We start from the raw sequence: 24,870 nt of genomic DNA, 5'->3' as shown, positions 1-24,870 counted from the left end.
CAACCACCCACAACCCGAGAAAAAGAAGTAATTTTCAACCAACGGGGGTGGTCAAATTTCGGTGATCACAGGTGGTCAATTTTCGGTTGTCATTTCGAGCCTCCGCCCCGATAAACCTTTTCCGTGCCCGTTTCCGGCCCCTGCGGGTTGTGTTCTGGCGACTTGCTGTAGTAAGCCGGATCATACCAGTCAGCCACCCACTCTTGAACATTGCCGCTCATGTCGTAAAAACCCAGGGGGTTGGGCGGAAAGTTTCCGACGGGGAAAGGATATCTGGTGGAAGGCGGATAGTTGACTCCGGGCTCGATAAGACCTGTATCGGTGGCGAAGGGCACCACCTTGCCGCGGCTGCGCGCCGCATATTCCCACTGCGCCTCGGTGGGCAGCGCAAACGGCAGCCCGCTCTGCTCGCCGAGCCAAGCACAGTAATCGTGCGCTTCCTGCCAACTCACCCCGGCAGGGTATTCGGGTGAGCGCCAGGGGGCCCCGAACTGGCGCTGCATGGTCGGCTCACGTCCGGTTTCGGTGGTAAAGATGTCATGCTCGCCGTAGGTGATCTCGTAGCGACTCATGTAGTAGCTGTCGAGGGTGACCTTGTGGGCGGGGCGGGAATCTTNTTTCGGTGGTAAAGATGTCATGCTCGCCGTAGGTGATCTCGTAGCGACTCATGTAGTAGCTGTCGAGGGTGACCTTGTGGGCGGGGCGGGAATCTTGTCGTGGCAAATAAAAGTAGATGATTTTGTCGTCATAAGCCGCCGCTAGTTCCTCCCCCGGATCACCCATCATGAAACTGCCCCCCTCGACAAAAATCATATCGCCCAGAGTACGCTCGATCAGCGCTTGAATTTCGGGGTCTAGGTGGGAAATGTTTCCGCCCTGAGCCGCTTTGAGGGGCGTGCAGGCGCTCAGAAAAAACACCAGAACCACAAGCCATGAATTTTTCACTTTGATCTCCTTTGGCTAAGCAAGGGCGATGCCGTTGTCGCGCACTGCGGCGGTATGGATTGTTGCCTGACCGGGCAGGCTGGAGACTCTGATCAGAGCTTTTCTCAACTTGAGAAATAGGTTTTTATGCGCTCCGTCGAGGAAGCGGTACAAAATACCCTCGCCCTGCCGCCAGGTCCACTCGTCGGGGACGGTCTCGGGCCTGGGGGCCTTAAGCGGCTGCCGTCGATGGTGAGATGCTCCATAACTTCGCGATATTCATTTTGCGTCTGAATGGTCTCAAGGATGGCGAGAATGGCGTCTTCCTGCACTTCGGCCCGAAAGGGAAAGGGCCAGTGGTTTTTGCACAGGGCATAAAGAAGTTGCCCCTTGCCTTCGGGCGGCAGAAAGAGAATCAGCTCACGGCTCTCCGGCGCCAGAATCCGATCACCTGCTTTTGTGGGGTCGGACCAAGTCAACCCATTGATATTTAAGCAAAAAAGGCCCAAAAAGAAGCGTATTTCACGCTTATAGGCTAATTTTTCGGGGTGAAATCGTCGCCATAGCTCTCTTCTGGTTCACGGAGAACGAAAAAATCGCCCTGTCCTTCAATGTTGCGGTTTTTGCCACGCGCGCCGAGCCTATCCTGTGTCCCGAGAACAAACGCCTCGCTACCGACAGCAAGGCTTTGGCTCCAGGCCTCGTTACGCCCCAGGTCATTGGTGCGCAACGCCTCCTTTACCCACTCTTTGTGAACCTCTGCCAGTGCGGTCAAGGTGCCGATACCGACAGAACTTGNCCAGGCCTCGTTACGCCCCAGGTCATTGGTGCGCAACGCCTCCTTTACCCACTCTTTGTGAACCTCTGCCAGTGCGGTCAAGGTGCCGATACCGACAGAACTTGCCAAGACATCAAGGTCAAGGAGTCGATTGCGACGCCGCCGGCCCTGAATCTCAAGGTACCCACCATGTCTCCACTCTTCCGGGTGGCTTACCGCGCCTGCCCGAACCATGTTCAGATCGATGTACACCGAGCAGCGTAACAGATGTTCACCCGATTCTATGGCTGTCGCATGGTAGCGATCTTCCCAGAAGGCACCTTTGCGCTGTTTGCGTTGATTGTATTCCTGCCCGGTGCGCCCGGCGAGCAATTGCATGGCCGAAGGGATGCAATTGGCCGTGCCCTGATCCCTCACCAGCAGGTGAACATGATTGCTGGTCACAACGTAGTTGAGAATTTGCAGGCCATAGCGCTTGCGTGCTTCGCCGAGCCAGAAAACAAATCGGTTGCGGTCGTGAGCGAATTTGAGAAGAAATTCTTTTTTGTGACAGCGGTGAGTGATGTGCCAGATGCAACCTGGGACATAGTGTCGATTGGCCCGCGCCATAGCTCCCTCCCAGATCAATTTCATGTCGATTGCAGAACATAAGCCCGATTTTGCCCCCCAAAATCGAGCTATAGGGTGGTTTTTGAGGTTTTTTTGGGGAAAATTCTTTTTTATTTCAGTCAGTTACTTTGGTCCGACCCCCTATCGGCCCTATCGGCCCCCTCACTAGTTAATCGGCGACCTCTGTTTATGCCAAGCCTCAGTGCCCCTCGTTCACCGGCAGCGGTTGGTCGGTGTTGATGACGCAGCGGAAACCCCAGGAAACTACTTCATAGTTCAGCAACTCTGATGTTTTCCCTCGAATAACGACGGAGCTTCCTCCAGGAGAGTTGCGAATACCTCCGCCCCGATAGACCTTTTCCGTGCCCGTTTCCGGACCCTGGGGATTGATCCCTGGGGACTTGCTGTAATACTCCGGATCGTACCAGTCAGCCACCCACTCATAAACATTGCCGCTCATGTCGTAAAAGCCCAAGGGGTTGGGCGGAAACTTTCCCGGAGGGTAAGGATATCTGTTGGAATCGTCGGTGTAGTTGACGCCCGGCTCAATAAGACCGGTGTCGGTGGCGAAAGGCACCACCTTGCCCCGGCTGCGCGCCGCATATTCCCACTGCGCCTCGGTGGGTAGCGCAAACGGCAGCCCGCTCTGCTCGCCGAGCCAGGCACAGTAATCGTGCGCCCCCTGCCAACTCACCCCGGCAGGGTATTCGGGTGAGCGCCAGGGGGCCCCGAACTGGCGCTGCATGGTCGGCTCACGTCCGGTTGCGGCGGTAAAGATGTCATGCTCGCCGTAGGTGATCTCGTAGCGACTCATGTAGTAGCTGTCGAGGGTGACCTTGTGGGCGGGGCGGGAATCTTGTCGTGGCAAATAAAAGTAGATGATTTTGTCGTCATAAGCCGCCGCTAGTTNGGTAAAGATGTCATGCTCGCCGTAGGTGATCTCGTAGCGACTCATGTAGTAGCTGTCGAGGGTGACCTTGTGGGCGGGGCGGGAATCTTGTCGTGGCAAATAAAAGTAGATGATTTTGTCGTCATAAGCCGCCTCTAGTTCCTCCCCCGGATCACCCATCATGAAACTGCCCCTCTCGACAAAAATCATATCGCCCAGAGTACGCTCGATCAGCGCTTGAATTTCCGGGGCTGGCTGGAAAATGTTTTTGCCCTGAGCCGCTTTGAGCGGCGCGCAGGCGCTCAGGACGAACATCAGAACCACAAACCATGAATTTTTCACTTTTATTCTCCTGTGCCTACGCGAGCGCGATGCCATTATCGCGCACGGCGGCGGTGTGCACCTGGGGCGCATGGGGAAGTTGGGATACCTTGTTCAGGGTCTCTCTCATTCTGAGAAATTGGTTTTTTTGCGCCCCGTCTAGGAAGCGATGCAGGAACGCCTCGCCGTGGCGCCAGGTTTGGTCGTCGGCGTCCCCGAGAGGTTTCACCCGCAGGCGGCTGCCGTCAATGCTGAGGTGCTCCATGATTTCCTTGTATTCGCGCCAGGTCTGAATGGTGCCCAGGATAACGAGAATGGCGTCTTCCTGCACGTCTGCCCGAAAGGGGAAGGGCCAGTGGCTTTTGCACAGGGCAAAAAGAAGTTGCCCCTTGCCTTCGGGCGGCAGAAAGAGAATCAGCTCACGGCTCTCCGGCGCCAGAATCCGATCGGCCAGCGCCAGGGCGTCTTGGCGCGCCTGGGCTTCCGTCTGAATGGACGAGGCGATTTTTTCGGGAATTTCAAAGAGGAGTCTGAGGGAAGACGCAATCCTCTCGGTCATGATATCCCAGAAAACCTCCCCCCTCTCATAAGCTGCCCGTAGTGTGCCGCCTGCCAACAGCACATAGGTGCGCAGGGCCTGGAAATACTCGAACGCGCGGGGCGTCATAAAATCCAAGAAACTGAAATCGTTGTTCTTGAGCTGATGATAAACAAACAGGCAGAACTCAGCGATGCTGTCGGCGTGGACGGAAAAAACAAACCCACCACCGCCCCCCGGCCCCCAGACCAGATGGGCATTGGCGCGGATGATGAAGCGCCCGCTTTCATAGATGATATAAAAATCCAGCTTGCCGCCAGCACCCAATGCCACCGTCCCCTCGTACCCCACCTGCGCCAGAGTCCCCCAATCACCGCCGCGCTCAGGGTTTTGCCATTCGGCGGCGCCGCTGACTTCGCAGCCGCGTTTGAGCCCCGCAAAGGCTTCGCCGCCCAGTCTTTGGCCGTTGCTCTCCTCGGGATCGCTGCGCGTGGCGCCGCGCACTTCGACATTGCCGCTTTGCGCAATATCGAACTGCACCTGGTTGGCCACCTGCAGGCTGGCTCCGGCAAAGCCGTTGAGAGCGGCTTGCAGCTTGGTGCGGATGTGGCCGCAGTCGAAGTGCTTGACCTGGCCCTGTTGGGGGCCGCTCTCGACCTGGTAGCTGAATTTTAGAGGATGGCCTTTGGCCCTGGGGATGTAGCCGTTGAAGTCGGTGCGCGCTTGGGCCAGCGTCAGATTGAGCGTGATCTCAGTGCTGAGCCCGAAGGTTTTTTCGGCAAAGTTGACGCTGTTTTTAAGGCTGGCGCCATGAGTGTAGCGCATGATTTGCGCCTGGGGCGAAACGTCGAAGCGACGGTTGGGATTGGCCGGTGGCAGCAGCAGATTGTTCAGGCGGCAATTGACGCTTTCGGCCCAGGAGGTCAGGGTTTGGCTGTGGGGTTCGACCAGATCCCAGGTGAATTGAATATGCTTTTTGGTGAAGACGTCCTTGAGCCTGTCGAAGTCGAGTTTGTCGCCGTCGATGAGGGTGCCCTGGGTCAGGTCCTTGATGCGGTGATGTTTCCAGGTGAGTTTGATGTCCTGGGTGTCGAGATAGGTGTATTTGCCGCCGCGCAGGCCGATGACCTCGGTCAGGTGACAGGTCTCGGCGCCCGTGTCGACCAGAGGCGCCAGGGTGCGGTCGAGGTTTTGCTTGGCGCGCTGGATGCTTTCTTCGTCGCGGCCGGCGTAGGCCTGGTCGAGAGCGGCGATGGCCTCATCGAAGGGCCGGGCGGCGGCCTGGAGAGCCGCATAATCCTTTTCTTCGAGCAGATAGAAGGTGTTGGTGCGCAGCTCGTAGAGGATTTCGGCCACGGGCACGACCTCTTCGACCAGGCGCACCTGAATCTGGTGGAGATCGCTGCCGCCGGGCGCCTCGGCGCGGGCGCTGAGCAGATAATCGCCCGCGGCGTCGGCCTCCAGGCGACCGCGCCATTGGGAGGCGCCGAAGGGACTGCGCGTGGCTTGGACGAACTGGCCGCTTTGCCCGGTGGCGAGATTGTGCCAGACCACGCGGATGCTTTGGGCGTCGTAAGCGTCACCTTCGAGGGGCAGACGGCGAGAGGCCAGGGGCAATACGGCGCCGTCTGCGGGAGATTTGATGCGCACCCCGGGCGTGGGTTCGCCGCGGCCGGCGGAGACGGCGGGCGCCATGCCAGGCGCGACGGCAGCAAAATCGCCTGCCCCGCCGCCTTGGGCAAGGGTTGATTTGCGGCGCATCAGGGCATAGTGTTTTTGCGCAAAGGCGAGCTTGTCGCGATTCTCGATGGGCGCCCAGCCTTTTTTCTGCTGGGTGAAGAGTTGAAATTGCGCTCCGGTGCGCCGGTAGCGCGCCTGTTCGGGATCGACGACGATCCAGTCGCTGTAATGAGGGGTGAGTTGTTTTTTGAGCTCGCTGGGCAGGGTTTCGACGGCGATACCGCGCCAGGGTTGTGGATCCGCCTCTGTGGGAGGCTCTACCCAGGGATCGCGCCCGAAAGGATCGCTTTGCTCGTCATCGATGTTTGAGAAGGGCGATCCGAAGGTGTCTCGGAATCCCCCGAGCAAGGATTGGCGGCGGTTGCGTGGATTGATGAGGTAAGGATCTTCGATGGCCAAGATTTCCCTCCTGCTATTAATTTCATTATAAATTCACACGAAGCGGTAATTTGCCATGATCGAAAGCGGCTGGCAAGGGGCAAGGAGCGGAAATTGGCTCCGTAATGATATTTCTGAAAGAAATCTTGCGCTGGGGGCTAACCACTCAAGATCAAATCTTTTGTAGAAGGTTCTCGGAGTTTTCCCCTGCCTTGACTCTGCAACCGCCCCTCGCTTAAACTTTCCCAAGCTTTTTCACCATCCGTTTTTTTCTCCCTGTCCTCGGGTTTTCTTACGCATGAACCAGATTCTCACCGATCCCGCCGGGCGGCTGCCCCTGGACGACCCGCGTTGGCGGCGCATGAGTCGCGGCGAAATCGAGAATTTCGCCCGCGCGCTGCAAAGCGCCTTTGAGGTTGTGGGGGTGCAGGAGCAGGGCAATCGCCAGACCCTGGCACGCCTGGATGATCCGGCGGCGTTGATTCTGGAATTTTCTCCGCACATCCATTCACCGAAAAAATTTCTTTTTCCCAACTGGGAGAAGCTGTTCCGTTTCCGCCTTAGCGGCGGCGTACTGCTTGAGCCTGAGCGGGCCGCCACGCCGCGCGTGATTTTCGGCATGCATCCCTGCGATCTGCATGCGGTGCAGGTGCTCGACAACTGCTTGTTCGACGGCGAAGCCGACAGCGCCTACCGTGCCAAGCGCGAGGTGACCATCCTTATCGGTGTCGACTGCGTACCCGACGCCCATTGTTTCTGCACCAGCATGGGCACCGACCGCGTGGCGGAAGGTTTCGATCTGTTTTTCCACCGACTCGACGGCGGCTCCTATCTGGTGCAGACGGGCAGTCGGCGTGGCGAAGCTCTTTTGTGTCATTACGCGCCTTTGGTGGGCGCGCGGCCCGGCGAACCGCCGCTACCTCTGCAAGTCAAGCAGTGTCCGACACGCCTGGATTTTCCCTTCGAATCCCTGGCCCCGCTCATGGAGAAGGTCTACGAGCATCCCCTGTGGGAGGAACTGGGCGGCCGCTGCCTGGGCTGCGGCGCCTGCACCATGCTCTGCCCGACCTGCTACTGCTTTAACGTGGAAGATCGTCTCGACCTCAACCTGGCCGGTGGTGAGCGGGTGCGCACCTGGGATTCCTGCCAGTTCGACCAGTTCACCAAGGTGGCGGGCGGCGATGACTTTCGCGGCAATCAGGGCGATCGCCAGCGCCACCGCTTTTTTCGTAAGTACAAATACCTGTGGGACAAGTACCAGCGCACCGCCTGTGTCGGCTGCGGGCGTTGCAGCCGCGAATGCCTGAGTCGCATCGATCCGGTGCCCCTGCTTAATCGCCTGTTCGACGAGCAGGCCCGTCCCGCCTTGCGGCAGATGCCGGGAGCAGAGTATCGCCCGCAACTTGCGGAAATCCTCTACGTCGCGCAACTGACGGAAACCGAAAAACTTTTTCGCCTGCGTCTGCCCGAGCCCATTGAGTTTGAGCCCGGCGAGTTTCTTGAGATCAGTGTGTTCGGCCTGGGCGAGGCGCCCTTCACCATTGCTTCGGCCCCGGTGCCGGGGGACGAGGTCGATGTGGTGGTGCGCGCCGCCGGGACTCTGACCCAGGCCATGCACCGCCTCAAACCAGGCGATACGGTCGGGGTGCGCGGCCCCTTCGGCAACGGCTTTCCACTGGAGGATTTCGCCGGGCGCGATGTGCTGTTGGTGGCCGGCGGCATGGGACTGATCACCCTGCGCTCATTGTTGCTCGGCATCCTCGCCCAACGCGCGCGCTTCGGCCGTGTGCTGCTGCTCTACGGCGCGCGCTCCGTCGGCCATTACCTGTTTCGTGACGAACTGCTCGCCTGGCATCGCAGTGGTGAAATCGACTGCCGTTTTGCCGCTGTCAACGGCGACAATCCCTGGGTGGTGACACGCGGTGACATCACCCATCTGTTCAAGGATCTCGATGTTATCCCCGAACGCACCACGGTGGCGGTGTCGGGCCCGGCGCGCATGTACCGCTCCCTCAATCCCCTGTTGTTTCGCTTGGGGATTGCCGAGGATCGGTTGTTTCTCAACTTGGAGCGACACATGAAGTGCGGTCTGGGCAAATGCGGCAAGTGCCGCATCAACGACATCTGCGTGTGCGAAAGCGGGCCGATTTTTCCCTACGCGCGAGTCAAACATCTCAAAGAGGCTATTGAGCGATGAAGCCGCGCGTCGGATTCTTCGATTTTACCTGCTGTGAGGGCTGCCAGCTTACCATCCTCAACCTTGAGGACGAATTTCTCGAACTTCTGGAACTGGTTGAAATTGTAGAATTTCGCGAGATTATGACGGGGCAGGCCGCGGCTCTGGACATCGCCTTCGTCGAAGGCAGCATCGCCTCGCCCGAGGAGGCGGCGAGACTGCAACGTATCCGCGAGCGCAGCCGCACCCTGGTGGCTTTGGGCGCCTGCGCCGACAACGCGGGAGTCAACGCCCTGAGTCATTTCTGTCCGCCGGATGAACTGGGCCGGAGTGCCTATGGCCGGGTGGTGGAGGGGATTGAACAAAGGCTTCCGCGCCCCCTGGAGTGCTTTGTCCAGGTGGATGCGCGGGTGCCCGGTTGTCCCATCGACGGTCAGGAATTTCTCGGCCTGCTGCAGGCGCTGCTGGTCGGGCGCACGCCGGAGTTACCCGCCTACGCGGTGTGCGTCGAGTGCAAGCTCGGCGAATATCCCTGCACTTTCGAGCACGGCACCGTATGCCTCGGTCCCGTGACCCGCGCCGGGTGCAACGCTCTGTGTCTCGCCGCCGGGGATCGCTGCCGCGGCTGCCGCGGCCTGGTGGATAACCCCCGTTCGCAGCCCTACCGGCAGATCCTCGAACAGCACGGCCTGACGGTGGAAGATATCCTCGCGGAGTTCCGCATCTTCAACTTGCCGCCGGAGAAATCCTAAGTTTTCACCGCTGAGAGCGCAGAGGCCGCTGAGGGTTAAAAAGAAAAAAACGATCCTTCAGAGTTTTCTCTGCGCACTCCGCGGTCTCAGCGGTGAAGTGATTTTTGCCGACGGAATAAGGCTTTCATGAACATCGAAATCAAGCACCTCGCCCGCATGGAAGGGCACGCCAACCTGGTGGTCGATACGCTCAACGGCGAACTCAAGGAGTGCCGCCTGGAGATCGTCGAGTCGCCGCGTTTTTTTGAGGTGATGCTCAAAGGCCGCCATTACTCGGACGTGGCGCCGATTGCCGCCCGGATCTGCGGGGTGTGCTCGGTGTCCCATACCCTGGCGTCCCTGGCGGCCACGGAGAACGCTCTGGGGGTCAAGGTGTCCGCGCAAGCGCAAGGGTTGCGCCGGTTGCTCAGTTACGGCGAGAATCTGCAAAGCCATCTGCTGCATCTCTATTTCATGGCGGTGCCCGACTATCTTGGCGTGCCGAGCCTGCTGCCCCTGGCCAAGACCCGGCGCGATCTGGTCGCGCGCGCTCTGCGCCTGAAAAAGGTGGCCAACGATCTGGTGCGGATTGTCGGCGGACGACCGGTGCATCCGGTGACGCCGCGCGTCGGTGGCTTTTCCGCGCTGCCCGCGGCGCAGGATCTCAAGGAGCTGCGCCGGCGCCTGGTGGCGGCCCTTGCTGATCTGGAGGAGACGGTGGCCATGTTCGCCTCTTTTGCCGTCCCCGAGATGGCGCGCGACACGGAATATCTGAGCCTCGCCGCCGACCAGGGTTATCCCGGTCTCGGCGAACGCATGGTCTCCAGCGACGGAATCGACGCGCCGGTCGCTGATTTTGCAGACATTCTGACGGAATATTTCAAGCCCTACGCCAACGCCAAGTTCGCTCGTGCCTCGCGCGACACTCTCATGGTCGGTCCTCTGGCGCGATTCCGCAACGCCTCCGATAAGCTCTCACCCATGGCGAAAAAGGTCGCGGCCGTCCTGCGCCTCGATGCGGCCACCACCAATCCCTATCATGGCAACCTGGCGCGCCTGACGGAAGTTGTGCATTTTTTCGAAGAGGCCATTCATCTCATCGACACTCTGCTGCTCAAGGGCATCCGTGCCGAATCCATCTGGGTGCCGCCCGGTGGCGGACGGGGCGCCGGCGCGGTGGAAGCGCCGCGCGGCACTCTGTTTCACGCCTATACCTACGACGCCGACGGCCGTATCAGCGCCGCCAACTGCATCATCCCCACCGCGCAGAACCTCGGCAACATCGAAGCCGACCTGCGTGCACTGGTACCCCAACTGTTGCACCTGCCCCAGGAAGAAATCACTCTCCAGCTGGAAATGCTCATCCGCGCCTATGATCCGTGCATCAGCTGTTCGACCCATCTGGTCAAGGTTGAGTATGTGTGAAAATGTCAGTAGTCCGTTGTCTGTTGTCCGTTGCTAAAATCTTGTGAGAAAAGATTCGTAAACTGCATGGAATTTGAACTGAGACCACGGACCATGGACCACGGACCACGGACCAGCATCATTGGCCTCGGTAACCCCCTGATGGGTGATGATGGGGTCGGCATTGCCGTGGTGGAGCGTCTTGCGCGATTGACTCTGCCGGCCGACGTCGAGGTTCTGGATGGGGGCACCGGCGGAATAACTTTATTGCATCTTATGGAGGGCGCGACGCGGGTGATTTTCGTGGATGCCGTGGAGATGGGGCGGGCGCCGGGCGCCATCGGCTGCTTTGATTTAAATCAGGTGGATGCGGCCGAGCAAGGCGCGCTCTCCCTGCATGAAACCGGCTTGCCTCAAGTGCTGGCTCTGGGACGGGAACTCGGACCGCTGCCGGAGATGCTGCTGGTGGGTGTGCAGCCTGCATGTGTAGCGCCGGGGACGATTTTGTCGCCGAGGGTGACGGACGCGTTGCCGGAGTTGGTCGAACGGATTTTGCGGGCGGTGGGGGGGTATGCTATCCTTTTGCCCATGCAAGCTGAAATTCTTGAGAAATTAAAGGCGATTCCGGCAGGTTGGCAACGCCGGCTCTATTTCATGGGCGTTCTGGGCGAGGCCTTGGTGCCTGTCGGGGTGCGGCCCGTCATTGTCGGTGGCAATGCGGTGGAGTTCTACACGCTGGGCGGCTATGCCACCGCCGATATCGACCTGGTGGTCGCCGAGCGGGCTGAGGTCGACCGCTGTCTGGCCGCTATGGGCTTTACCCGCGAGGGGCGGCATTGGTTCAGCGAAGAGTTGGACCTGGCCGTGGAGATTCCCGGCTCGGTTCTGGCCGGAGATCGATCGCGCGTGACCGAAGTCGAAATCGACGATCGGTTGGTTTACCTCATCGGTTTGGAGGATTTGATCATCGATCGGCTCAACGCTTTTGTCCATTGGCGTTCGGCGCGTGACGGCGAGTGGGCCGAGCAGCTGCTCGCCCTGCATTTCGACGAGGTGGATTTTGACTATTTGCGCTGCCGGGCGGCTGATGAGGGAGTGGGAGATACCTTGCAGAAGATTTTGAGCGGGCTGGAACCATGAAGCGAATCAATTTCGATGACTATGTGCGGGAAAACCGCGGCTCTTTTACCCGAACGCGCCTGGCGCGCGATCGCGGCCGCCAACCCATGGCGCGACCGCGTTCACGCGAGGAGTGCGCGATTCTGCTGCGCCTTGATCGCGCCCGCCGCCGCCAATGGCTGGAGCAGGGCAAGCTGGAAATTCTCGGCCCACGCAAGTTTCGCCTGAAGTTCTAAGCGAACCCTGACTCTTTCCCCCCATCCGATAGCGGCACGTCCCTCAGCGGATTGTTTGCCGCGGATCAGCAGATACGCGGCAACTGCTCTCCCGCGAGCATTTCGACGGCGCGCAGACCGCCGATGGCGGTGCGCAGGTAAACCCTGCCTGTGGATGCGTCGCTCACTTCGCCGATAATGGCGGCACCCTTACCGGTGGGATGGCGCTGCATGAGGGCCAGGGCGTCCTCGGCGGCCTCCGGAGCGACCAGGGCGAGCAGTTTGCCCTCGTTGGCGACATACAGGGGATCGAGGCCGAGAATCGCGCAGGCGCCGCGCACCGCCTCGTTGACCGGCAGCGCGGTTTCGTCAAGAGTCAGATCGACGTTGGATTGCAGGGCGATTTCCTTGAGGGTGGTGGCCACCCCGCCGCGCGTCGGGTCGCGCAGCACATGCAGCCCCGTGCCGATGCCGGCGATGAGCTCGGCAACCAGTTCGTGCAGGGGCGCGGTGTCGCTTTTGATTTCACTGTGCAGGTCGAGCCCCTCGCGCCCGGCGAGCACCGCCATGCCGTGGTCGCCGATGGCGCCATTGACGAGTATCTTGTCCCCGATCCGTGCGCCGCTGCCGCGGATGTCGAAATCGTGGTCGAAAACGCCGATGCCGGCGGTGTTGATGAAAATCTTGTCCGCCTTGCCGCGCGGCACCACCTTGGTATCGCCGGCGACGATAGTCACTCCCGCCGCTGCCGCGGCGCTTTTCATGCTGTCGAGAATGCGCTCCAGATCAACGATCGGCAACCCCTCCTCAAGAATCAATCCAACGCTGAGATAAAGAGGCCGCGCGCCGCTCATGGCCAGGTCGTTGACGGTGCCGTTGACCGCCAGATCGCCAATGTCGCCCCCCGGAAAAAAAATCGGATCGACCACATAGGAATCCGTGGTGAAAGCCAGACGCCGCCCGCCGTGGGTGAGCACCGCCGCATCATTCTGGTCGCGCTGCGGAAGCCCCGAAAGGCGCGGAATGATCACGTCGTCGAGCAACTGATGACTGAGTTTGCCGCCGCTGCCGTGGCCGAGGATGATGATGTCGGATTTCAAAGCCTAACCCCCGAAAAACAAAAAGATTGCACCGCAGAGGACGCAGAGATCACTGAGAAAAAAACTTGGTTTGGGGCTCTCTGTGGCCTCTGCGCTCTCTGCGGTGAAAAGGTTTGATTAGATTCCGTATTTGTATTCCGCCGCGCAGGTGCCCTCGCTCGACACCATGCAGGCACCCACGGGATCTTCCGGGGTGCAGATGGTGCGGAACAGGGGGCAGTCGGCGGGCCGGACCTTGCCCTTGAGGATCTCGCCGCACAGGCAGCCCGGATGCTCGCGGGGTGTTTCGACATCCACAGGGATCTGCCGTGCGGCGTCGAAGGCGGCGAATTCTTCGCGGAAACACAATCCGCTGCCGGGAATCACGCCGATGCCGCGCCAGGGTGTGTCGCAGGGGATGAAAACCTGCTCGAGAACGGCGCGGGCCTGAGGATTGCCCTCCGGGCGCACGATGCGGCTGTATTGAGTTTCCACGCGTGGTTGGCCTTCCAGCACCTGGGTCGCGAGCATGTCGATGCCCTGCAGCATGTCCAGAGGCTCAAACCCGGTGATGACGCAGGGAACTTTCTGCTGCGCGACCAGCGGCGCATAGGCCTGGGGGCCGATGATGGCGCTGACGTGCGCCGGGCATAGGTAGCCGCTGACTTGCAGTTCGGGATCCGAGGCGAGCACCGCCATGGGGATGGGAATGGTTTTGTTGGCGCCGAGAACAAAGAAATTGCTCAGCCCCTGGCGCTGGGCGGTGAGAACGGCCCCGGCGATGGTCGGCGCGGTGGTTTCAAAGCCCACGCCGAGAAATACGATCTTTTTGTCCGGGTGTTTCTGCGCCAGGGCCAGGGCATCCAGGGGCGAATAGACAATGCGCACGCCGGCGCCGCGCGCTTGTTCGCGCTGCAGGCTGCTGCTCGATCCGGGCACCCGGATCATGTCGCCGAAGGTGGCGATGATCACTTCGGGCAGGCGCGCCAGGGCTACGGCATGGTCGACATAATCCACGGGAGTCACGCACACCGGGCAGCCCGGCCCGGAAATCAGGCGGATCTGCTCCGGCAGCAGCGAACGGATGCCGTGCTGGGAGATGGCCATGGTGTGGGTGCCGCACACCTCCATAAAGGTCATCTGGCCCGCGTAGTCAGCCACGCGCGCATGCAGTTTCTCCACCAGCTTGCGCGCCACCGCGCCGTCGCGAAAGGCGTCGAGGTATTTCATTCGGTCCCTCCGCCCTCGGCGAGAATCTCGCGGAACAGGGCGATGGTGGCCTGTGCATCTTCTTCATCAAGCTTGCTGATGGCAAAACCGGCATGAATCAGCACGAAATCACCCACCTGCACGGGCTCAGCAAGCAGCATCAGCGAGGCTTCGCGCTGCACGCCGTCAATTTCACACACGGCCAGATCGCCGTCGATGGTCTGAATCTGCATGGGAATACCAAGGCACATGGAGAACTCCTGTTAATATTTTCACCGCCCGCTCGCCTTGCTCGCTCAAGACGCAGAGAAAAAAGAGAGAATTTGAAATATTCAGGTTTTTCCTTTGCGATCTCTGCGTGCTCTGCGGTGAAAGCAGACCTAGCTTTTTTTTCGGTTCATCCCCTCAGCCAACCACGCATACCATCCATCCATCCCCTGCCCACTTTTACACGACACCTCCAGAATTTTGATGTCGGGTTTAACCTGGCGGGCGAAGGCCTTGCATTTTTCCAGGTCGAAGTCGAGGTAGGGCAGCAGGTCGATTTTGTTGATGAGCAGCAGGTCGGCGGCGTGGAACATGTTGGGGTATTTGATGGGCTTGTCCTCGCCTTCGGTGACGGAGAGCACCGCGACCTTGTGGTCTTCACCGAGGTCGAAGGCCGCCGGGCACACCAGATTGCCGACGTTTTCGATCATCAGGATGTCGCTGGCGTCGAGGTCGAAATGCGCGATGCCGTGGCCGACCATGTGCGCGTCGAGATGACAGCCGGCACCGGTGTTGATCTGGTGGACCGGGACGCCGGTGGCAGCGATGCGCGCGGCGTCCTGGTCGGTTTGCTGATCGCCTTCGAGTACCGCAAAAGACATCTTCCCCTGGAGATCGCGCAGGGTGCGCTCAAGAATCGAAGTCTTGCCCGACCCCGGCGAGCTCACCAGATTGAGCACGAACAGGCCCTTTGCGTCGAACAGCGCGCGGTTGTTGCCGGCCAGGCGGTTGTTCTTGGCGAGAATGTCCTCTTCGATGCGGATAGTGCGCGCGGCGGGTGGCGCTTCAGGGTGAGGGTGGTGGTGATCATGGGCATGATCGTGATGATGGTGATGGTCCGTCGGGCCGCAGCCGCAGTCGATGCACATGGTCAGTCGACCTCCAGTTCGAGGATGCGCAGTTCTTGGCCCTGCACCGTTTCCAGAGCCAGGGCGTCACAATGAGGACAGGCGTAGGTGAAGCGGTCGATTTCGCTCTCTGCACCGCAGGCGCGGCACCGGCCGCGCCCAGGTACGGCATCGATGATGAGGCGCGCGCCTTGCAGCAGGGTCTCCTGGGAGCAGGCCTCGAAGGCGAACTCCACCGCCTCGGCAATCACACCGGAAAGAGCCCCGATCTGCACGGTCAGGGAGTTGACCCGCGTCGCGCCCTGCTCGCGGGCGTGACGTTCGGCGATCTCGACGATGTTGCGGGTGATGCCCAGTTCGTGCATGGTGTGGCCTTGAGAAGCGACAAGGGGAATAGGCTTGCACCGCTGAGAACGCAGAGTGCGCGGAGAAGTTCAAGAGAGGGATGATTGAATCCTTCTCAAAAAGATTTCTCGGTGTACTTCGCGCTCTCTGCGGTGAGCCGGGTTTCGACCGTCAAGACCAGACTATAGAGCCGAAATGTGTCAAAATGCAACTCTTCGCCGCAATTCCCGGCGTATACCTGTGTCGTTTTGGAAAACCGTTGCGACTGCGCCGCCACCTTTGCTAGCCTGCGAATTTCGTGTTTGATCTGCCTTTCTTCTGCTCAAGGACCAACTGCCCATGACCAAGGGAAAAATTCTCATCTGCGATGACGAAGTTGAAATCCAGCAGTTTCTGCGCAGGTTGCTTGAAGCGCGCGGCCACAACGTTGAATGTTTCGGCGCTGGCGCCGCCCTGCTCAAGGCGCTGGAAGAGATGGAAGGGGCGCTGCCTGATCTGGTGCTGGTCGACGCCAAGATGCCTGGTATCGATGGTCTGGAAGTGCTGCGGCGCATCAAGGCCGGCTACGGCGATCTGTGCGTGGTATTGATGAGCGCCTTTGCCACGGTGCGCAACGCCGTCGAGGCGATGAAGCTGGGTGCCCACGACTATCTGATCAAGCCTTTTTGCGCCGAGGATATCTATGCCCTGGTGGATACGGTGGTGGAGCGCAGCCGCCTGGTGGCCGAAAACCGCTCGCTCAAGGCCGAGATTCGACGGCGTTTCGATCCGGAACAGGTCATTTTCCAGAGCCAGGCGTTCCGCAATGTCTTTACCCTGGCCAAGCGGGTCGCGACGAGCGCCGCCAGTGTGCTCATTCTGGGTGAAAGTGGTACCGGCAAGGAGTTGATTGCCTCCACCATTCATTACAGCAGCCCAAGGCGCGAGGAGCGCATTCTCACCATCAACTGCGCCGCCATCACCGACACTCTGCTTGAAAGCCAACTCTTCGGCCATGTCAAGGGATCCTTCACCGGGGCGGTGGCAAATCATCGCGGTCTGGTCGAAGAGGCCAATCGCGGCTCTTTGTTTCTCGATGAGATCGGCGACTTGAGCCCGGCTCTGCAGGCCAAAATACTGCGTCTGCTGCAGGAAAAAGAATTCATGCCGGTGGGCGCCACCAAGGTGCGTCACGCAGATGTGCGCTTTATCGCCGCCACCAACAAAAACCTGGAGAAGGAGGTCGCGCGCGGCAGTTTTCGTGAAGACCTCTTTTATCGTCTCAACGTCGTGACGCTCGATCTCCCCCCCTTGCGTGAGCGGCGCGAAGATATTCCCCTGCTTGCCGAGCATTTCGTGCGCAAGTATGCCGCTCGGCCCGAGCAGCGCCTGGGCGCCGAAACCCTGGCGCTGCTCAGGCGTTATCCCTGGCCGGGCAACGTCCGTGAGCTGGAAAACACCATGGAAATGGCCGTGATCCTCTGCGATGGCGATGAAATTTCTCCCGCTTTTCTACCGTCCAAGATCACCAGCGGCGGCAGTGAAGAATTTGTCCCGCCCCAGGGCGATCTGTCTCTGGAGGACGTGGAGCGCATGTACATCGAGCAGGTATTCCGCCAGACCGGCTTCCACAAGGTCAAAACCTCTGAAATTCTCGGCATCGCCCGCAAAACCCTCGACCGCAAACTCGCCCAGTACGAAATCGATAAGGGGTAGGGTGGGGCTGCGCCCGTCCGTTGTCCGTTGTCCTGACCACTGACCACTGACCACTGACCACTGACCACTGACCACTGACCACTGACCACTGACCACTGACCACTGACCACTGACCATTTTGGACAAAATGCTACATCGCGTGTCATTTTGTCCAAAATGTGTCTTTCTGTCTATCCTTCCCGCGTATACAGAATCCTGACTAAGCTCCTGAGATGATTTGGTTTTTTAATGTGAAACCCTGACGCTGGCATATTGCTTGCCAATGCTTAGCGTCCATTGGGAGTCATGCGTGTCCGGTTGCCATCCGTGCGTCGGTGCGTGAGCAACACATCACTTTTTTTCAGGAGAGAGGGATTATGGGAAAAATCGTCATCGATCCGGTTACCCGAATCGAAGGCCACCTCAAAATCGAGGCGGTGCTTGACAACGGGGTGGTCAAGGAAGCCAGAAGCTCAGGCATGATGTATCGCGGACTCGAGAACGTACTTCTCGGGCGCGATCCGCGCGATGCCGCCCGCATCATGCAGCGGATCTGCGGGGTCTGTCCGACATCCCACGGGCTGGCGGCCACTTTCGCCCTCGACGAAGCTTACGGTGTCAACGGCAATATCCCGTCTAACGGTCGCATCTTGCGTAACCTGATCCAGGGCTCCAACTATGTGCAGTCACACATTCTGCATTTTTATCAGCTCGCAGCCCTCGATTACGTCGATGTCACTGCGGTGGCGGATTACAACGGCTCGGATCCCTCGCTGAAAAAAGTCAAAGAGTTCATCGCCCGCGGTCACCTCGGACCCTTTCTGCCGCGCTACGAAGGCGATTACCGCCTGAGCAAGGAAGAGAACCGCGCCGCTGTCGCTCACTACGTCGAGGCCCTCAACCTGCGGCGTCTGGCCCATGAGGCCCTGGCGGTGTTCGGCGGCAAGATGCCGCACAACATGTCCATCGTCGCAGGCGGTGTTACCGCCGAGCCGACCATCGATAAAATCGCGTCCTTTTACTGGAAGCTGGAGCAGTTGAGCAACTTCATCGAACATCGCTACCTGCCCGACGTGCTTATGGTCGCGCGGCGCTACAGCGACTATTTCGGTATCGGCGCCGGCTGCAAGCAATTCATGTCCTTCGGAGTGTTCGACCTCGACCATCATCCCGACCTGACCAAGCGCCGGCGCTACATCCCTCAAGGCATCGTGCGCGCCGCCGATCTCAAGCTGCGCCCCCTGGATCCCAACCAGATCACCGAGCAGGTGGAAAACAGCTGGTACCGCGAGACCGGTCCGGTGCATCCCTATGACGGCAGCACCGAGCCTGATCGCGACAAGGCCGGTGCCTACAGCTGGTGCAAGTCGCCGCGCTATGCCGGCGAGGTCATGGAGGTCGGTCCCCTGGCGCGTATGCTCGCCGCCTATGCAGGCGGCAACGCCGAGGTGAAATCCCAGATCGACGGGGTTCTCGGCCAATTCAACGCCGGTCCCGAAGTGTTGTTCTCGGTGCTCGGTCGCCATGCGGCGCGTGCCATCGAGTGTAAGCTGGTCGCCGACAAGCTCAAGCAGTGGGTCCTCGAACTCCAGCCCGGCCGGCCGGTGTGCGCCGAGTACTCTCTGGATGTGAATAATCGCGGCATGGGATTGCATGAGGCGCCGCGCGGCGCCATCGGCCACTGGATCGTGGTCGAAGGTGGCAAGACCAAAAACTACCAGGCGGTGGTGCCCACCACCTGGAACATGGGTCCCGCCGACGGCAAGGGCGTCCCTGGTCCCGTTGAGCAATCTCTCATCGGCACGCGCGTCAAAGACCAGAACAACCCCTTCGAGCTGGTGCGCATCGTGCGCTCTTATGATCCCTGTCTGTCCTGCGCGGTGCATGTGGTCACACCTAAGGGTGGAGATCTCGGCCGCTTTGTTGTGGGTCCGGAATGATTGCCGCAGCCTGCAAGGGGGCATCGCATGCGCCCGAAAACGCCTCAGGGTTAGGCCACGTCCCGATGCTGGTCATGGCGGTGGGCAACATCCTGCGTCAGGACGACGGTTTTGCCGACGCGGTGCTCAAGGCTCTGGCCGCCCAAGATCTGCCCGCAGGGGTAGAGCTGTTTGACGCCGGGACCTCCATTATTGATCTAATGGATGTGTTTCACGGCCGCGAGCGGCTCATCGTCATCGACGCGGTGCAGGGCGGCCAGGCACCGGGAACGCTCTATCGCTTCAGTCCTGAAGAGGTTGAAGCCGAAGCGATTCCCACCGCCAGCCTCCATCAGGTGGGCTTGCTGGAGACCCTCAAGCTCGGTGAGCTGGTCGACTGCCGTCCGAAAGCGACGGTGGTCATCGGTGTGCAGCCCGCTTCCACCGCCCTGGGCATCGGTTTGACGCCGGAGGTGGCGGCCGCGGTTCCGGAAGCGGTGCGGCTGGTCAAGAAGGAGCTTGGCTTGTAAAGACCAGGGCGAGGCATGTCTCGCCCCTACGTGACAATTTTCCCTTCACAGGAGAGAACCATCATGGCACTGACACGACGCAGATTTCTTAAATTTTCCGCCGGCACCGCCGCGGCTCTGGGCGTCAATATTTTTGAAAATCCCTTATTGAAAAAAGCTTTTGCCGACGCCATCAAGCACACTCCCATCATCTGGCTGGGCACCGGGGCCTGCACAGGCTGCTCGGTGGCCCTGCTCAACAGTCTTTCGCCGCGCATTCAGGACGTGCTTCTCGATCAGGTGGTGCCCGGTCACCATACGGAACTGGCTTTTCATTCCACGGTCATGGCCGCCGCCGGCGATCTGGCCATGGAGGCCATGTACGCCGCCGAGGAAAAACCTTTTCTGCTGGTGGTCGAGGGCTCCATCATCACCAAAGACCCGCGCATGTGTGAGATCGGTGAGAAGGATGAGCACGGCATCACCAGCACCGAGCACATGGATCGTCTCGGCCCCAAGGCACAGGCGGTCATTGCCGTGGGTTCCTGCGCGGCATTCGGTGGGGTCAACAAGGCCAATATGAATCCCAGCGGTTCCGTCGGGGTTGCGGAGTACTTCAAGCAGAAAGGCATCACCACGCCGGTGATCAACATCCCCGGTTGCGCTATCCACCCGGATTGGTTTGTTGGAACCCTGGCCGCTTATCTCCTTGCCGGCCCTGAGTCCATCGAACTTGACGAGCACCTGCGCCCGAAGATGTTTTTCAGCAAATTGATTCACGACAACTGCCCCCTGCGCGGCCACTTCGACGCCGGCCGCTTTGCGCAGCACTGGGGCGAGCCTTACTGCCTGTATAAACTCGGCTGCAAGGGCCCCGTGGCTCATGCCAACTGCCCCGAGAAAAAATTCAATTCAGGTACCAATTACTGCCTGGATAATCGCCATCCCTGCATCGGTTGCGTCGAGCCCGAATTCCCCTATGAAGGTTCTATGTTCGAGCCGGTTCCGGTCTACAACGTCACGCCGCCCTCGGCTTTTCCGCCTATCGTCACCGAACAGCGCCAGGATATTGATTTCACGCCGACCTATGGGGCGCTGGCCGGGATTGCCGCGGGTGCCGCCGGCGTGAGCATGATCAGGAAGCGCTCCGCCGAAGCCAAACAGGATCTGGACGATAAGGAGTAAGGGGATGCCGATCTCTCGCAGAAAATTTTTCAAAGTCGCCGCGGCGACGGGGGCGGGCGCCTGTGCGGCCCTGACCGCGCCGGCCCAGGCGTCGGCAGCCAAGCTGCCTGACGATCCCGGCTACGGCATGCTTAACGACAGCACCCGCTGCATCGGGTGCAAGGCCTGTCAGGCGGCGTGCAAGAGGGTTAACGAGCTGCCGCCGGACAGCACCCTGGGCGACGGCGGGCGCCTGTTCGACTCGCCGCGCACCCTTTCGGACAGCACCTACACCCTGGTGAAGATGCAGCGCGATGAGGAAAGCGGCGAGGCCACCTTCGTCAAGGAGCAGTGCATGCACTGTCTTGATCCGGCGTGCAAGTCGGCCTGTCTGGTGCTGGCCTTCGTCCGTGAAGAGACCGGGGCCGTCACCTGGAACAGTCGCAAATGCATGGGGTGTCGCTATTGCATGATCGCCTGTCCTTATAATGTGCCCCAGTTTGAGTGGCACAGGGCCATTCCCGACATCAGCAAATGCACTCTGTGTCACGATACGCGCCTGGTGCACGGCCGGCCCACCGCCTGCGCCGAGGTCTGTCCCGTCGATGCCATCACCTTCGGGCATCGCGACGAGTTGCTGCGCATCGCCCGCAACCGCATTGCCGCCAATCCTGATCGCTATGATCCTCACGTTTATGGCGAACACGAAGTGGGCGGCACCGGCGTACTCTACCTGACCAAGCCCAAGGTCAGTTTTGCTTCGTTGGGGTTGCCGCCCTTTGGTTACAAGGGTGTACCACGCCTCACCGAGTCCATCCAGCACGGTATCTTCAAGTACTTTATTCCTCCCGTGGCCATTTATGCGGCCTTGGGCGGTATCATGGCCTTCAATCAGAGGCGCAACAAGCTCAAAGGGGAGACGGATCATGAATAAGGCAGCCGCTCTGCGGTTAAAGTTCTGGACGCCCAACGTGGCGCTGCTGATTTTCTTCATGGTCAGTGCCGCGGTGTTTTCCTATTTTCGTTTCTTTCACGGCTTCGGCTCCGTGACCAACCTCAACCCCAATTATCCCATGGGCATGTGGATCGCCTTTGACGTGGCCTGCGGCGTGGCCCTGGCAGCGGGCGGCTTCACCACCTGTCTGATCGTCGAGATCTTCGGCAAACACAAGTATCATGCCCTGCTGCGCCCGGCGATTCTCACCGCCTTTATCGGCTACATGCTGGTGGGCATGGCGGTCATGTTCGACCTGGGGCGCTGGTACTACATTTGGCACGCTCTGATCTACTGGAACGGCAACTCGGTGCTCTTCGAGGTGGCCTGGTGCGTCATGCTCTACCTGAGCGTGCTGGCGGTGGAAAACGTGCCTGCGGTGGTCGAAGAATACAAGGACAAGGTCGATCTGCCCGGCCCCCTCGCCATGTTCAACAGCCTCACCAATGCCTTTCTCCACGTGGCCGACAAGGTCATGGGTAAGGTGGCGGTGTTCTTCGTCCTCGGCGGGGTCGTGCTGTCCTTTGGTCATCAGTCGTCTCTAGGCACCATGATGCTTATCGCCCCTTACAAGCTGCATGAGCTGTGGTTCACGCCCTGGTCGCCGCTCTTGTTTCTCATGTCGGCGATCGCCGTGGGACCGTCCATGGTGGTGTTCGAGGCTTCGCTGGCCACCTATTTCTTCAATCGCAAATCCGAAATCAACCTCATCGGTGATTTCGCCAAATTCATCCCTTGGTTTCTTGGGGCATTCCTGCTCTTTCGCTTCGGCGATCTGGCCTGGCGCGGTGCTCTGCCGGCGGCCTTCGTGCCAGGCAAGTACGCCTACGCCTTCTGGGTGGAGATGGCGCTGTTCCTCATTCCCTTTGTCGTCCTGATGAACAAGAGGGTGCGCTTTCACAGCCTCAAGTTGTTCCTGGCTGCCTGCTCAGTGATCTGCGGCGTGGTCGCTTATCGCTTCAACGTTTTTCTCATCGGCATGGACATGGGACCGGGCTGGAACTACTTTCCGTCCGTGGGCGAGTTCGCCGTGACCTTCGGCTTTGTCGCCTTCGGCCTGTTCCTCTATAAACTCGCTGTGAACTACCTGCCCATTCTCGAACGGCAGCACTGATCCCCCGTCTTGCTGCTGTAAGTACCTCCCTGCTTTATGAATGTTGGGGAGCGGTTTTCATACCGCTCCCCATTTTTTTGTGTTCACTGTAAGTTTCTGTAATGATTAAACTTCAAGAGGTAACATTGTTTTATTGAAAAACTTTAACGGTTTGTGCTTGTGGCGAGATTAAGATTATTGTAATTTCATGTTCGGAATTAAATTTTGGGGGTTTTTTTATGTCTATCAAGTACAAGCAGCTCATCATGGTTCTTGTTGCGGTGCTCATCCCTATGTTGATCACTTTGGGGTTCACGCGGCACTTTGCGTCCCAGACCGAGGCCGAGGTGGCCCATGAGGTGGAAGAACTGGTCGATTCCCGTCTTGAGGCGCTGATCGAGGGAACGCTCAATCTGGTGGAGAACTATCGCCAGAGCCGCGAGCAGCAGCGTGAAACGGCTATTCGCAACTATCTGCGTTCCTCGGCAGACCAACTTCTGCGGCGCATCACCACCTATCACGAAACGCTGCCGCGCGAGGAGGCCTGGGAGAAAATTCGCGAAGAGATTCGCGGCCTGCGCATCGCTGCCACGGGCGATGCCTTCGCCATGAACAGCGCAGGTGTGCTGACCATTCACGCGACGGGGGAAGGTCGAAATCTGGCAGGAACTGCCCACATCGACGAGATGCGCGGCAACAAGGAAGGCTACATCGTTTACCATGCGGTCACCGCCAAGCGTGACAAGGCCGTCTATTACCGTTACTTTGCGCCTCTGGATCTGATCATCGCGCCCGGGGTGTTCATCGATGAAATGGATGCGCTCTACGACCATCAGGGGGAGGAGGCGGCCCTGGCGGCCATCCGCACCCAGCTCGAAAACCTGCGCGTCGGCGCCACCGGCTATTTCTGGGTGGTGCAGGCCGGGGGCGAAAATCGCGGGCGGTACGTGGTTTCTCCCGGCGGACGGCAAAACGGCGAATTATTGGATCGGCGCGATGCCGAGGGACGTTCGGTGTTCGCCCTGCTGGCGGAAAAGGGCCTGGCTGCGCCCGGTGATTCTCAGGAATTGATCCTCTCCTTCCAGAGCAGCCTGACGGGCGAGAGCGAGCGCATGATGCTCGATTTCGTCTACTATGAGCCTTTTGACTGGCTCATCGGCGCCACCTTGCCCGAGCGCGAATATATGGCTACAAGTAGAACCATCGGCGCCTCCTTCGGCCAAATGCAGACCTTGCTTCTGATAATTGGGAGTGTCCTGCTGGTTGTCGCCGGGCTTTTCGCCTGGTGGGCGGCGCAGCGCACCGTGCGCCCGATCCGCGCGGTAATGGAAATGGTCAGCGAGATCGAGCGCGGCCATCTTACCCGCCGCCTGAAGTTGACCCGCAAGGACGAGCTGGGGCAGATGGCACGCACCATGGATGCCCTTGCCGACAACCTGCAACATGAAGTGGTTGATGCCTTGCAGAAACTGGCCGACGGCAATCTCGATTTCGAGGCGCGGCCCCGTGACGAGCGTGATGTGATTCGCGGCGCGCTCAATAAACTCAGTAGCGATCTCAACTCCATGGTGCGCGAGATTCAGACCTCCGGCGAGCAAATCGCCACGGGGTCCGGTCAGGTCGCCGACGCCAGCCAGTCGCTCTCCCAGGGGGCGACGGAGCAGGCCAGTTCGTTGGAGGAGATTTCCGCCTCGGTGAACCAGATGGCNGGTCAGGTCGCCGACGCCAGCCAGTCGCTCTCCCAGGGGGCGACGGAGCAGGCCAGTTCGTTGGAGGAGATTTCCGCCTCGGTGAACCAGATGGCCTCCCAGACCAACCAGAGCGCGGAAAACGCCGGCCAGGCCAACCGCCTGTCGGCCGAGGCCAAGCAGTCGGCCGAGCAGGGTCGCGGCCGCATGCAGGCCATGGTGCAGGCCATGGGCGAGATCAGCGCGTCGAGCAACGACA

23 protein-coding genes are annotated in these 24,870 nt (G+C 59.8%); 12 read left to right on the top strand and 11 right to left on the bottom strand.

All coding sequences use genetic code 11. The features are described from left to right. Positions 1–89: 89 nt before the first annotated feature. From GFER_RS17035 to GFER_RS17015, 6 genes are all read right to left on the bottom strand, one after another. Positions 90–572, bottom strand: a complete 483-nt coding sequence (locus GFER_RS17035; protein ID WP_052446551.1) for a formylglycine-generating enzyme family protein — start codon at positions 570–572, stop codon at positions 90–92. Continuing rightward, a complete protein-coding gene (locus GFER_RS18025) occupies positions 538–813 on the bottom strand; it encodes a formylglycine-generating enzyme family protein (RefSeq protein ID WP_459542348.1) in 276 nt (91 codons plus the stop codon). Before GFER_RS18025 ends, GFER_RS17035 begins: the two co-directional genes overlap by 35 nt. A gap of 236 nt (positions 814–1,049) precedes the next feature. After that, positions 1,050–1,403: a hypothetical protein gene (locus GFER_RS18820; protein ID WP_139172169.1), complete on the bottom strand. Its 354-nt coding sequence runs from the start codon at positions 1,401–1,403 to the stop codon at positions 1,050–1,052. Positions 1,404–1,459: 56 nt separating this feature from the next. Then, positions 1,460–2,311, bottom strand: a complete 852-nt coding sequence (locus tag GFER_RS19450; protein WP_040101261.1) for a transposase — start codon at positions 2,309–2,311, stop codon at positions 1,460–1,462. 199 nt (positions 2,312–2,510) lie between these two features. After that, entirely contained in the window at positions 2,511–3,266 is a 756-nt protein-coding gene (locus GFER_RS17020) for a formylglycine-generating enzyme family protein (RefSeq protein ID WP_459542347.1), read from the bottom strand. 292 nt (positions 3,267–3,558) lie between these two features. Then, positions 3,559–6,198 (bottom strand): hypothetical protein, encoded by a 2,640-nt coding sequence (locus GFER_RS17015; RefSeq protein ID WP_040101260.1) that lies wholly within the window; start codon positions 6,196–6,198, stop codon positions 3,559–3,561. A gap of 277 nt (positions 6,199–6,475) precedes the next feature. On the opposite strand from GFER_RS17015, the gene GFER_RS18020 reads away from it, so the two are divergent. From GFER_RS18020 to GFER_RS16990, 5 genes are all read left to right on the top strand, one after another. Continuing rightward, positions 6,476–8,374, top strand: coding sequence for a 4Fe-4S dicluster domain-containing protein (locus GFER_RS18020; protein ID WP_052446548.1), 1,899 nt, complete (start codon positions 6,476–6,478; stop codon positions 8,372–8,374). Further along, entirely contained in the window at positions 8,371–9,105 is a 735-nt protein-coding gene (locus tag GFER_RS17005) for an NADH-quinone oxidoreductase subunit B family protein (protein WP_040101259.1), read from the top strand. Before GFER_RS18020 ends, GFER_RS17005 begins: the two co-directional genes overlap by 4 nt. A gap of 126 nt (positions 9,106–9,231) precedes the next feature. Next, positions 9,232–10,509, top strand: a complete 1,278-nt coding sequence (locus tag GFER_RS17000) for a Ni/Fe hydrogenase subunit alpha (protein ID WP_040101258.1) — start codon at positions 9,232–9,234, stop codon at positions 10,507–10,509. Positions 10,510–10,575: 66 nt separating this feature from the next. Next, positions 10,576–11,628 (top strand): hydrogenase maturation protease, encoded by a 1,053-nt coding sequence (locus GFER_RS18435; RefSeq protein ID WP_082048152.1) that lies wholly within the window; start codon positions 10,576–10,578, stop codon positions 11,626–11,628. Beyond that, entirely contained in the window at positions 11,625–11,843 is a 219-nt protein-coding gene (locus tag GFER_RS16990) for a hypothetical protein (RefSeq protein ID WP_040101257.1), read from the top strand. Before GFER_RS18435 ends, GFER_RS16990 begins: the two co-directional genes overlap by 4 nt. Positions 11,844–11,908: 65 nt before the next feature. Here the strand turns inward: GFER_RS16990 and hypE are convergent, their stop codons facing one another. The 5 genes from hypE to hypA all read right to left on the bottom strand — a co-directional run bounded on the left by hypE (position 11,909) and on the right by hypA (position 15,590). Beyond that, positions 11,909–12,922 carry a hydrogenase expression/formation protein HypE gene (gene hypE, locus GFER_RS16985; RefSeq protein WP_040101256.1) on the bottom strand — a complete coding sequence of 338 codons (1,014 nt, stop codon included), beginning with the start codon at positions 12,920–12,922 and terminating at the stop codon, positions 11,909–11,911. A 117-nt stretch (positions 12,923–13,039) separates the two neighbouring features. After that, the gene (gene hypD / locus GFER_RS16980) at positions 13,040–14,131 is read right to left on the bottom strand and encodes a hydrogenase formation protein HypD (protein WP_040101255.1); all 1,092 of its coding nucleotides are present in this window, start codon (positions 14,129–14,131) and stop codon (positions 13,040–13,042) included. Then, positions 14,128–14,361 (bottom strand): HypC/HybG/HupF family hydrogenase formation chaperone, encoded by a 234-nt coding sequence (locus GFER_RS16975; protein ID WP_040101254.1) that lies wholly within the window; start codon positions 14,359–14,361, stop codon positions 14,128–14,130. Before GFER_RS16975 ends, hypD begins: the two co-directional genes overlap by 4 nt. Before the next feature lie 129 nt (positions 14,362–14,490). Next, complete coding sequence (hypB, locus tag GFER_RS16970; RefSeq protein WP_052446547.1) at positions 14,491–15,246, bottom strand: hydrogenase nickel incorporation protein HypB; 756 nt, start codon at positions 15,244–15,246, stop codon at positions 14,491–14,493. Between the two features lie 2 nt (positions 15,247–15,248). Beyond that, positions 15,249–15,590, bottom strand: a complete 342-nt coding sequence (gene hypA / locus GFER_RS16965; RefSeq protein WP_040101253.1) for a hydrogenase maturation nickel metallochaperone HypA — start codon at positions 15,588–15,590, stop codon at positions 15,249–15,251. A 319-nt stretch (positions 15,591–15,909) separates the two neighbouring features. On the opposite strand from hypA, the gene GFER_RS16960 reads away from it, so the two are divergent. The 7 genes from GFER_RS16960 to GFER_RS16930 all read left to right on the top strand — a co-directional run. After that, complete coding sequence (locus GFER_RS16960; RefSeq protein WP_040101252.1) at positions 15,910–17,265, top strand: sigma-54-dependent transcriptional regulator; 1,356 nt, start codon at positions 15,910–15,912, stop codon at positions 17,263–17,265. A gap of 356 nt (positions 17,266–17,621) precedes the next feature. Then, the gene (locus tag GFER_RS16955) at positions 17,622–19,184 is read left to right on the top strand and encodes a nickel-dependent hydrogenase large subunit (RefSeq protein ID WP_040101250.1); all 1,563 of its coding nucleotides are present in this window, start codon (positions 17,622–17,624) and stop codon (positions 19,182–19,184) included. Beyond that, positions 19,181–19,693, top strand: a complete 513-nt coding sequence (locus GFER_RS16950) for a hydrogenase maturation protease (RefSeq protein WP_052446546.1) — start codon at positions 19,181–19,183, stop codon at positions 19,691–19,693. Before GFER_RS16955 ends, GFER_RS16950 begins: the two co-directional genes overlap by 4 nt. Before the next feature lie 63 nt (positions 19,694–19,756). Continuing rightward, entirely contained in the window at positions 19,757–20,857 is a 1,101-nt protein-coding gene (locus GFER_RS16945) for a hydrogenase small subunit (protein ID WP_052446545.1), read from the top strand. A 4-nt stretch (positions 20,858–20,861) separates the two neighbouring features. Further along, positions 20,862–21,770, top strand: coding sequence for a hydrogenase 2 operon protein HybA (hybA, locus tag GFER_RS16940; protein ID WP_040101249.1), 909 nt, complete (start codon positions 20,862–20,864; stop codon positions 21,768–21,770). Further along, a complete protein-coding gene (nrfD, locus tag GFER_RS16935; protein ID WP_040101248.1) occupies positions 21,763–22,944 on the top strand; it encodes an NrfD/PsrC family molybdoenzyme membrane anchor subunit in 1,182 nt (393 codons plus the stop codon). Before hybA ends, nrfD begins: the two co-directional genes overlap by 8 nt. 218 nt (positions 22,945–23,162) lie before the next feature. After that, on the top strand, positions 23,163–24,870 hold a 1,708-nt coding region (locus GFER_RS16930), incomplete at its 3' end, for a methyl-accepting chemotaxis protein (protein ID WP_040101247.1).

The sequence above is a fragment of the Geoalkalibacter ferrihydriticus DSM 17813 genome (genome assembly GCF_000820505.1).
In the GTDB taxonomy this organism is placed as follows: domain Bacteria; phylum Desulfobacterota; class Desulfuromonadia; order Desulfuromonadales; family Geoalkalibacteraceae; genus Geoalkalibacter; species Geoalkalibacter ferrihydriticus.
Note: the sequence above shows the minus strand (reverse complement) of the source record. Positions and strands in the feature narration are given on the sequence as shown.

Coding starts and splice junctions, on each gene's coding strand:
- hybA (WP_040101249.1), top strand. CDS start 20,862: ATGCCGATCTCTCGCAGAAAATTTTTCAAAGTCGCCGCGGCGACGGGG.
- GFER_RS17000 (WP_040101258.1), top strand. CDS start 9,232: ATGAACATCGAAATCAAGCACCTCGCCCGCATGGAAGGGCACGCCAAC.
- GFER_RS16990 (WP_040101257.1), top strand. CDS start 11,625: ATGAAGCGAATCAATTTCGATGACTATGTGCGGGAAAACCGCGGCTCT.
- hypD (WP_040101255.1), bottom strand. CDS start 14,131: ATGAAATACCTCGACGCCTTTCGCGACGGCGCGGTGGCGCGCAAGCTG.
- GFER_RS16945 (WP_052446545.1), top strand. CDS start 19,757: ATGGCACTGACACGACGCAGATTTCTTAAATTTTCCGCCGGCACCGCC.
- GFER_RS16975 (WP_040101254.1), bottom strand. CDS start 14,361: ATGTGCCTTGGTATTCCCATGCAGATTCAGACCATCGACGGCGATCTG.
- GFER_RS16955 (WP_040101250.1), top strand. CDS start 17,622: ATGGGAAAAATCGTCATCGATCCGGTTACCCGAATCGAAGGCCACCTC.
- GFER_RS18435 (WP_082048152.1), top strand. CDS start 10,576: ATGGAATTTGAACTGAGACCACGGACCATGGACCACGGACCACGGACC.
- GFER_RS17005 (WP_040101259.1), top strand. CDS start 8,371: ATGAAGCCGCGCGTCGGATTCTTCGATTTTACCTGCTGTGAGGGCTGC.
- GFER_RS16960 (WP_040101252.1), top strand. CDS start 15,910: ATGACCAAGGGAAAAATTCTCATCTGCGATGACGAAGTTGAAATCCAG.
- GFER_RS17035 (WP_052446551.1), bottom strand. CDS start 572: ATGAGTCGCTACGAGATCACCTACGGCGAGCATGACATCTTTACCACC.
- GFER_RS16950 (WP_052446546.1), top strand. CDS start 19,181: ATGATTGCCGCAGCCTGCAAGGGGGCATCGCATGCGCCCGAAAACGCC.
- GFER_RS18020 (WP_052446548.1), top strand. CDS start 6,476: ATGAACCAGATTCTCACCGATCCCGCCGGGCGGCTGCCCCTGGACGAC.
- hypB (WP_052446547.1), bottom strand. CDS start 15,246: ATGTGCATCGACTGCGGCTGCGGCCCGACGGACCATCACCATCATCAC.
- nrfD (WP_040101248.1), top strand. CDS start 21,763: ATGAATAAGGCAGCCGCTCTGCGGTTAAAGTTCTGGACGCCCAACGTG.
- hypA (WP_040101253.1), bottom strand. CDS start 15,590: ATGCACGAACTGGGCATCACCCGCAACATCGTCGAGATCGCCGAACGT.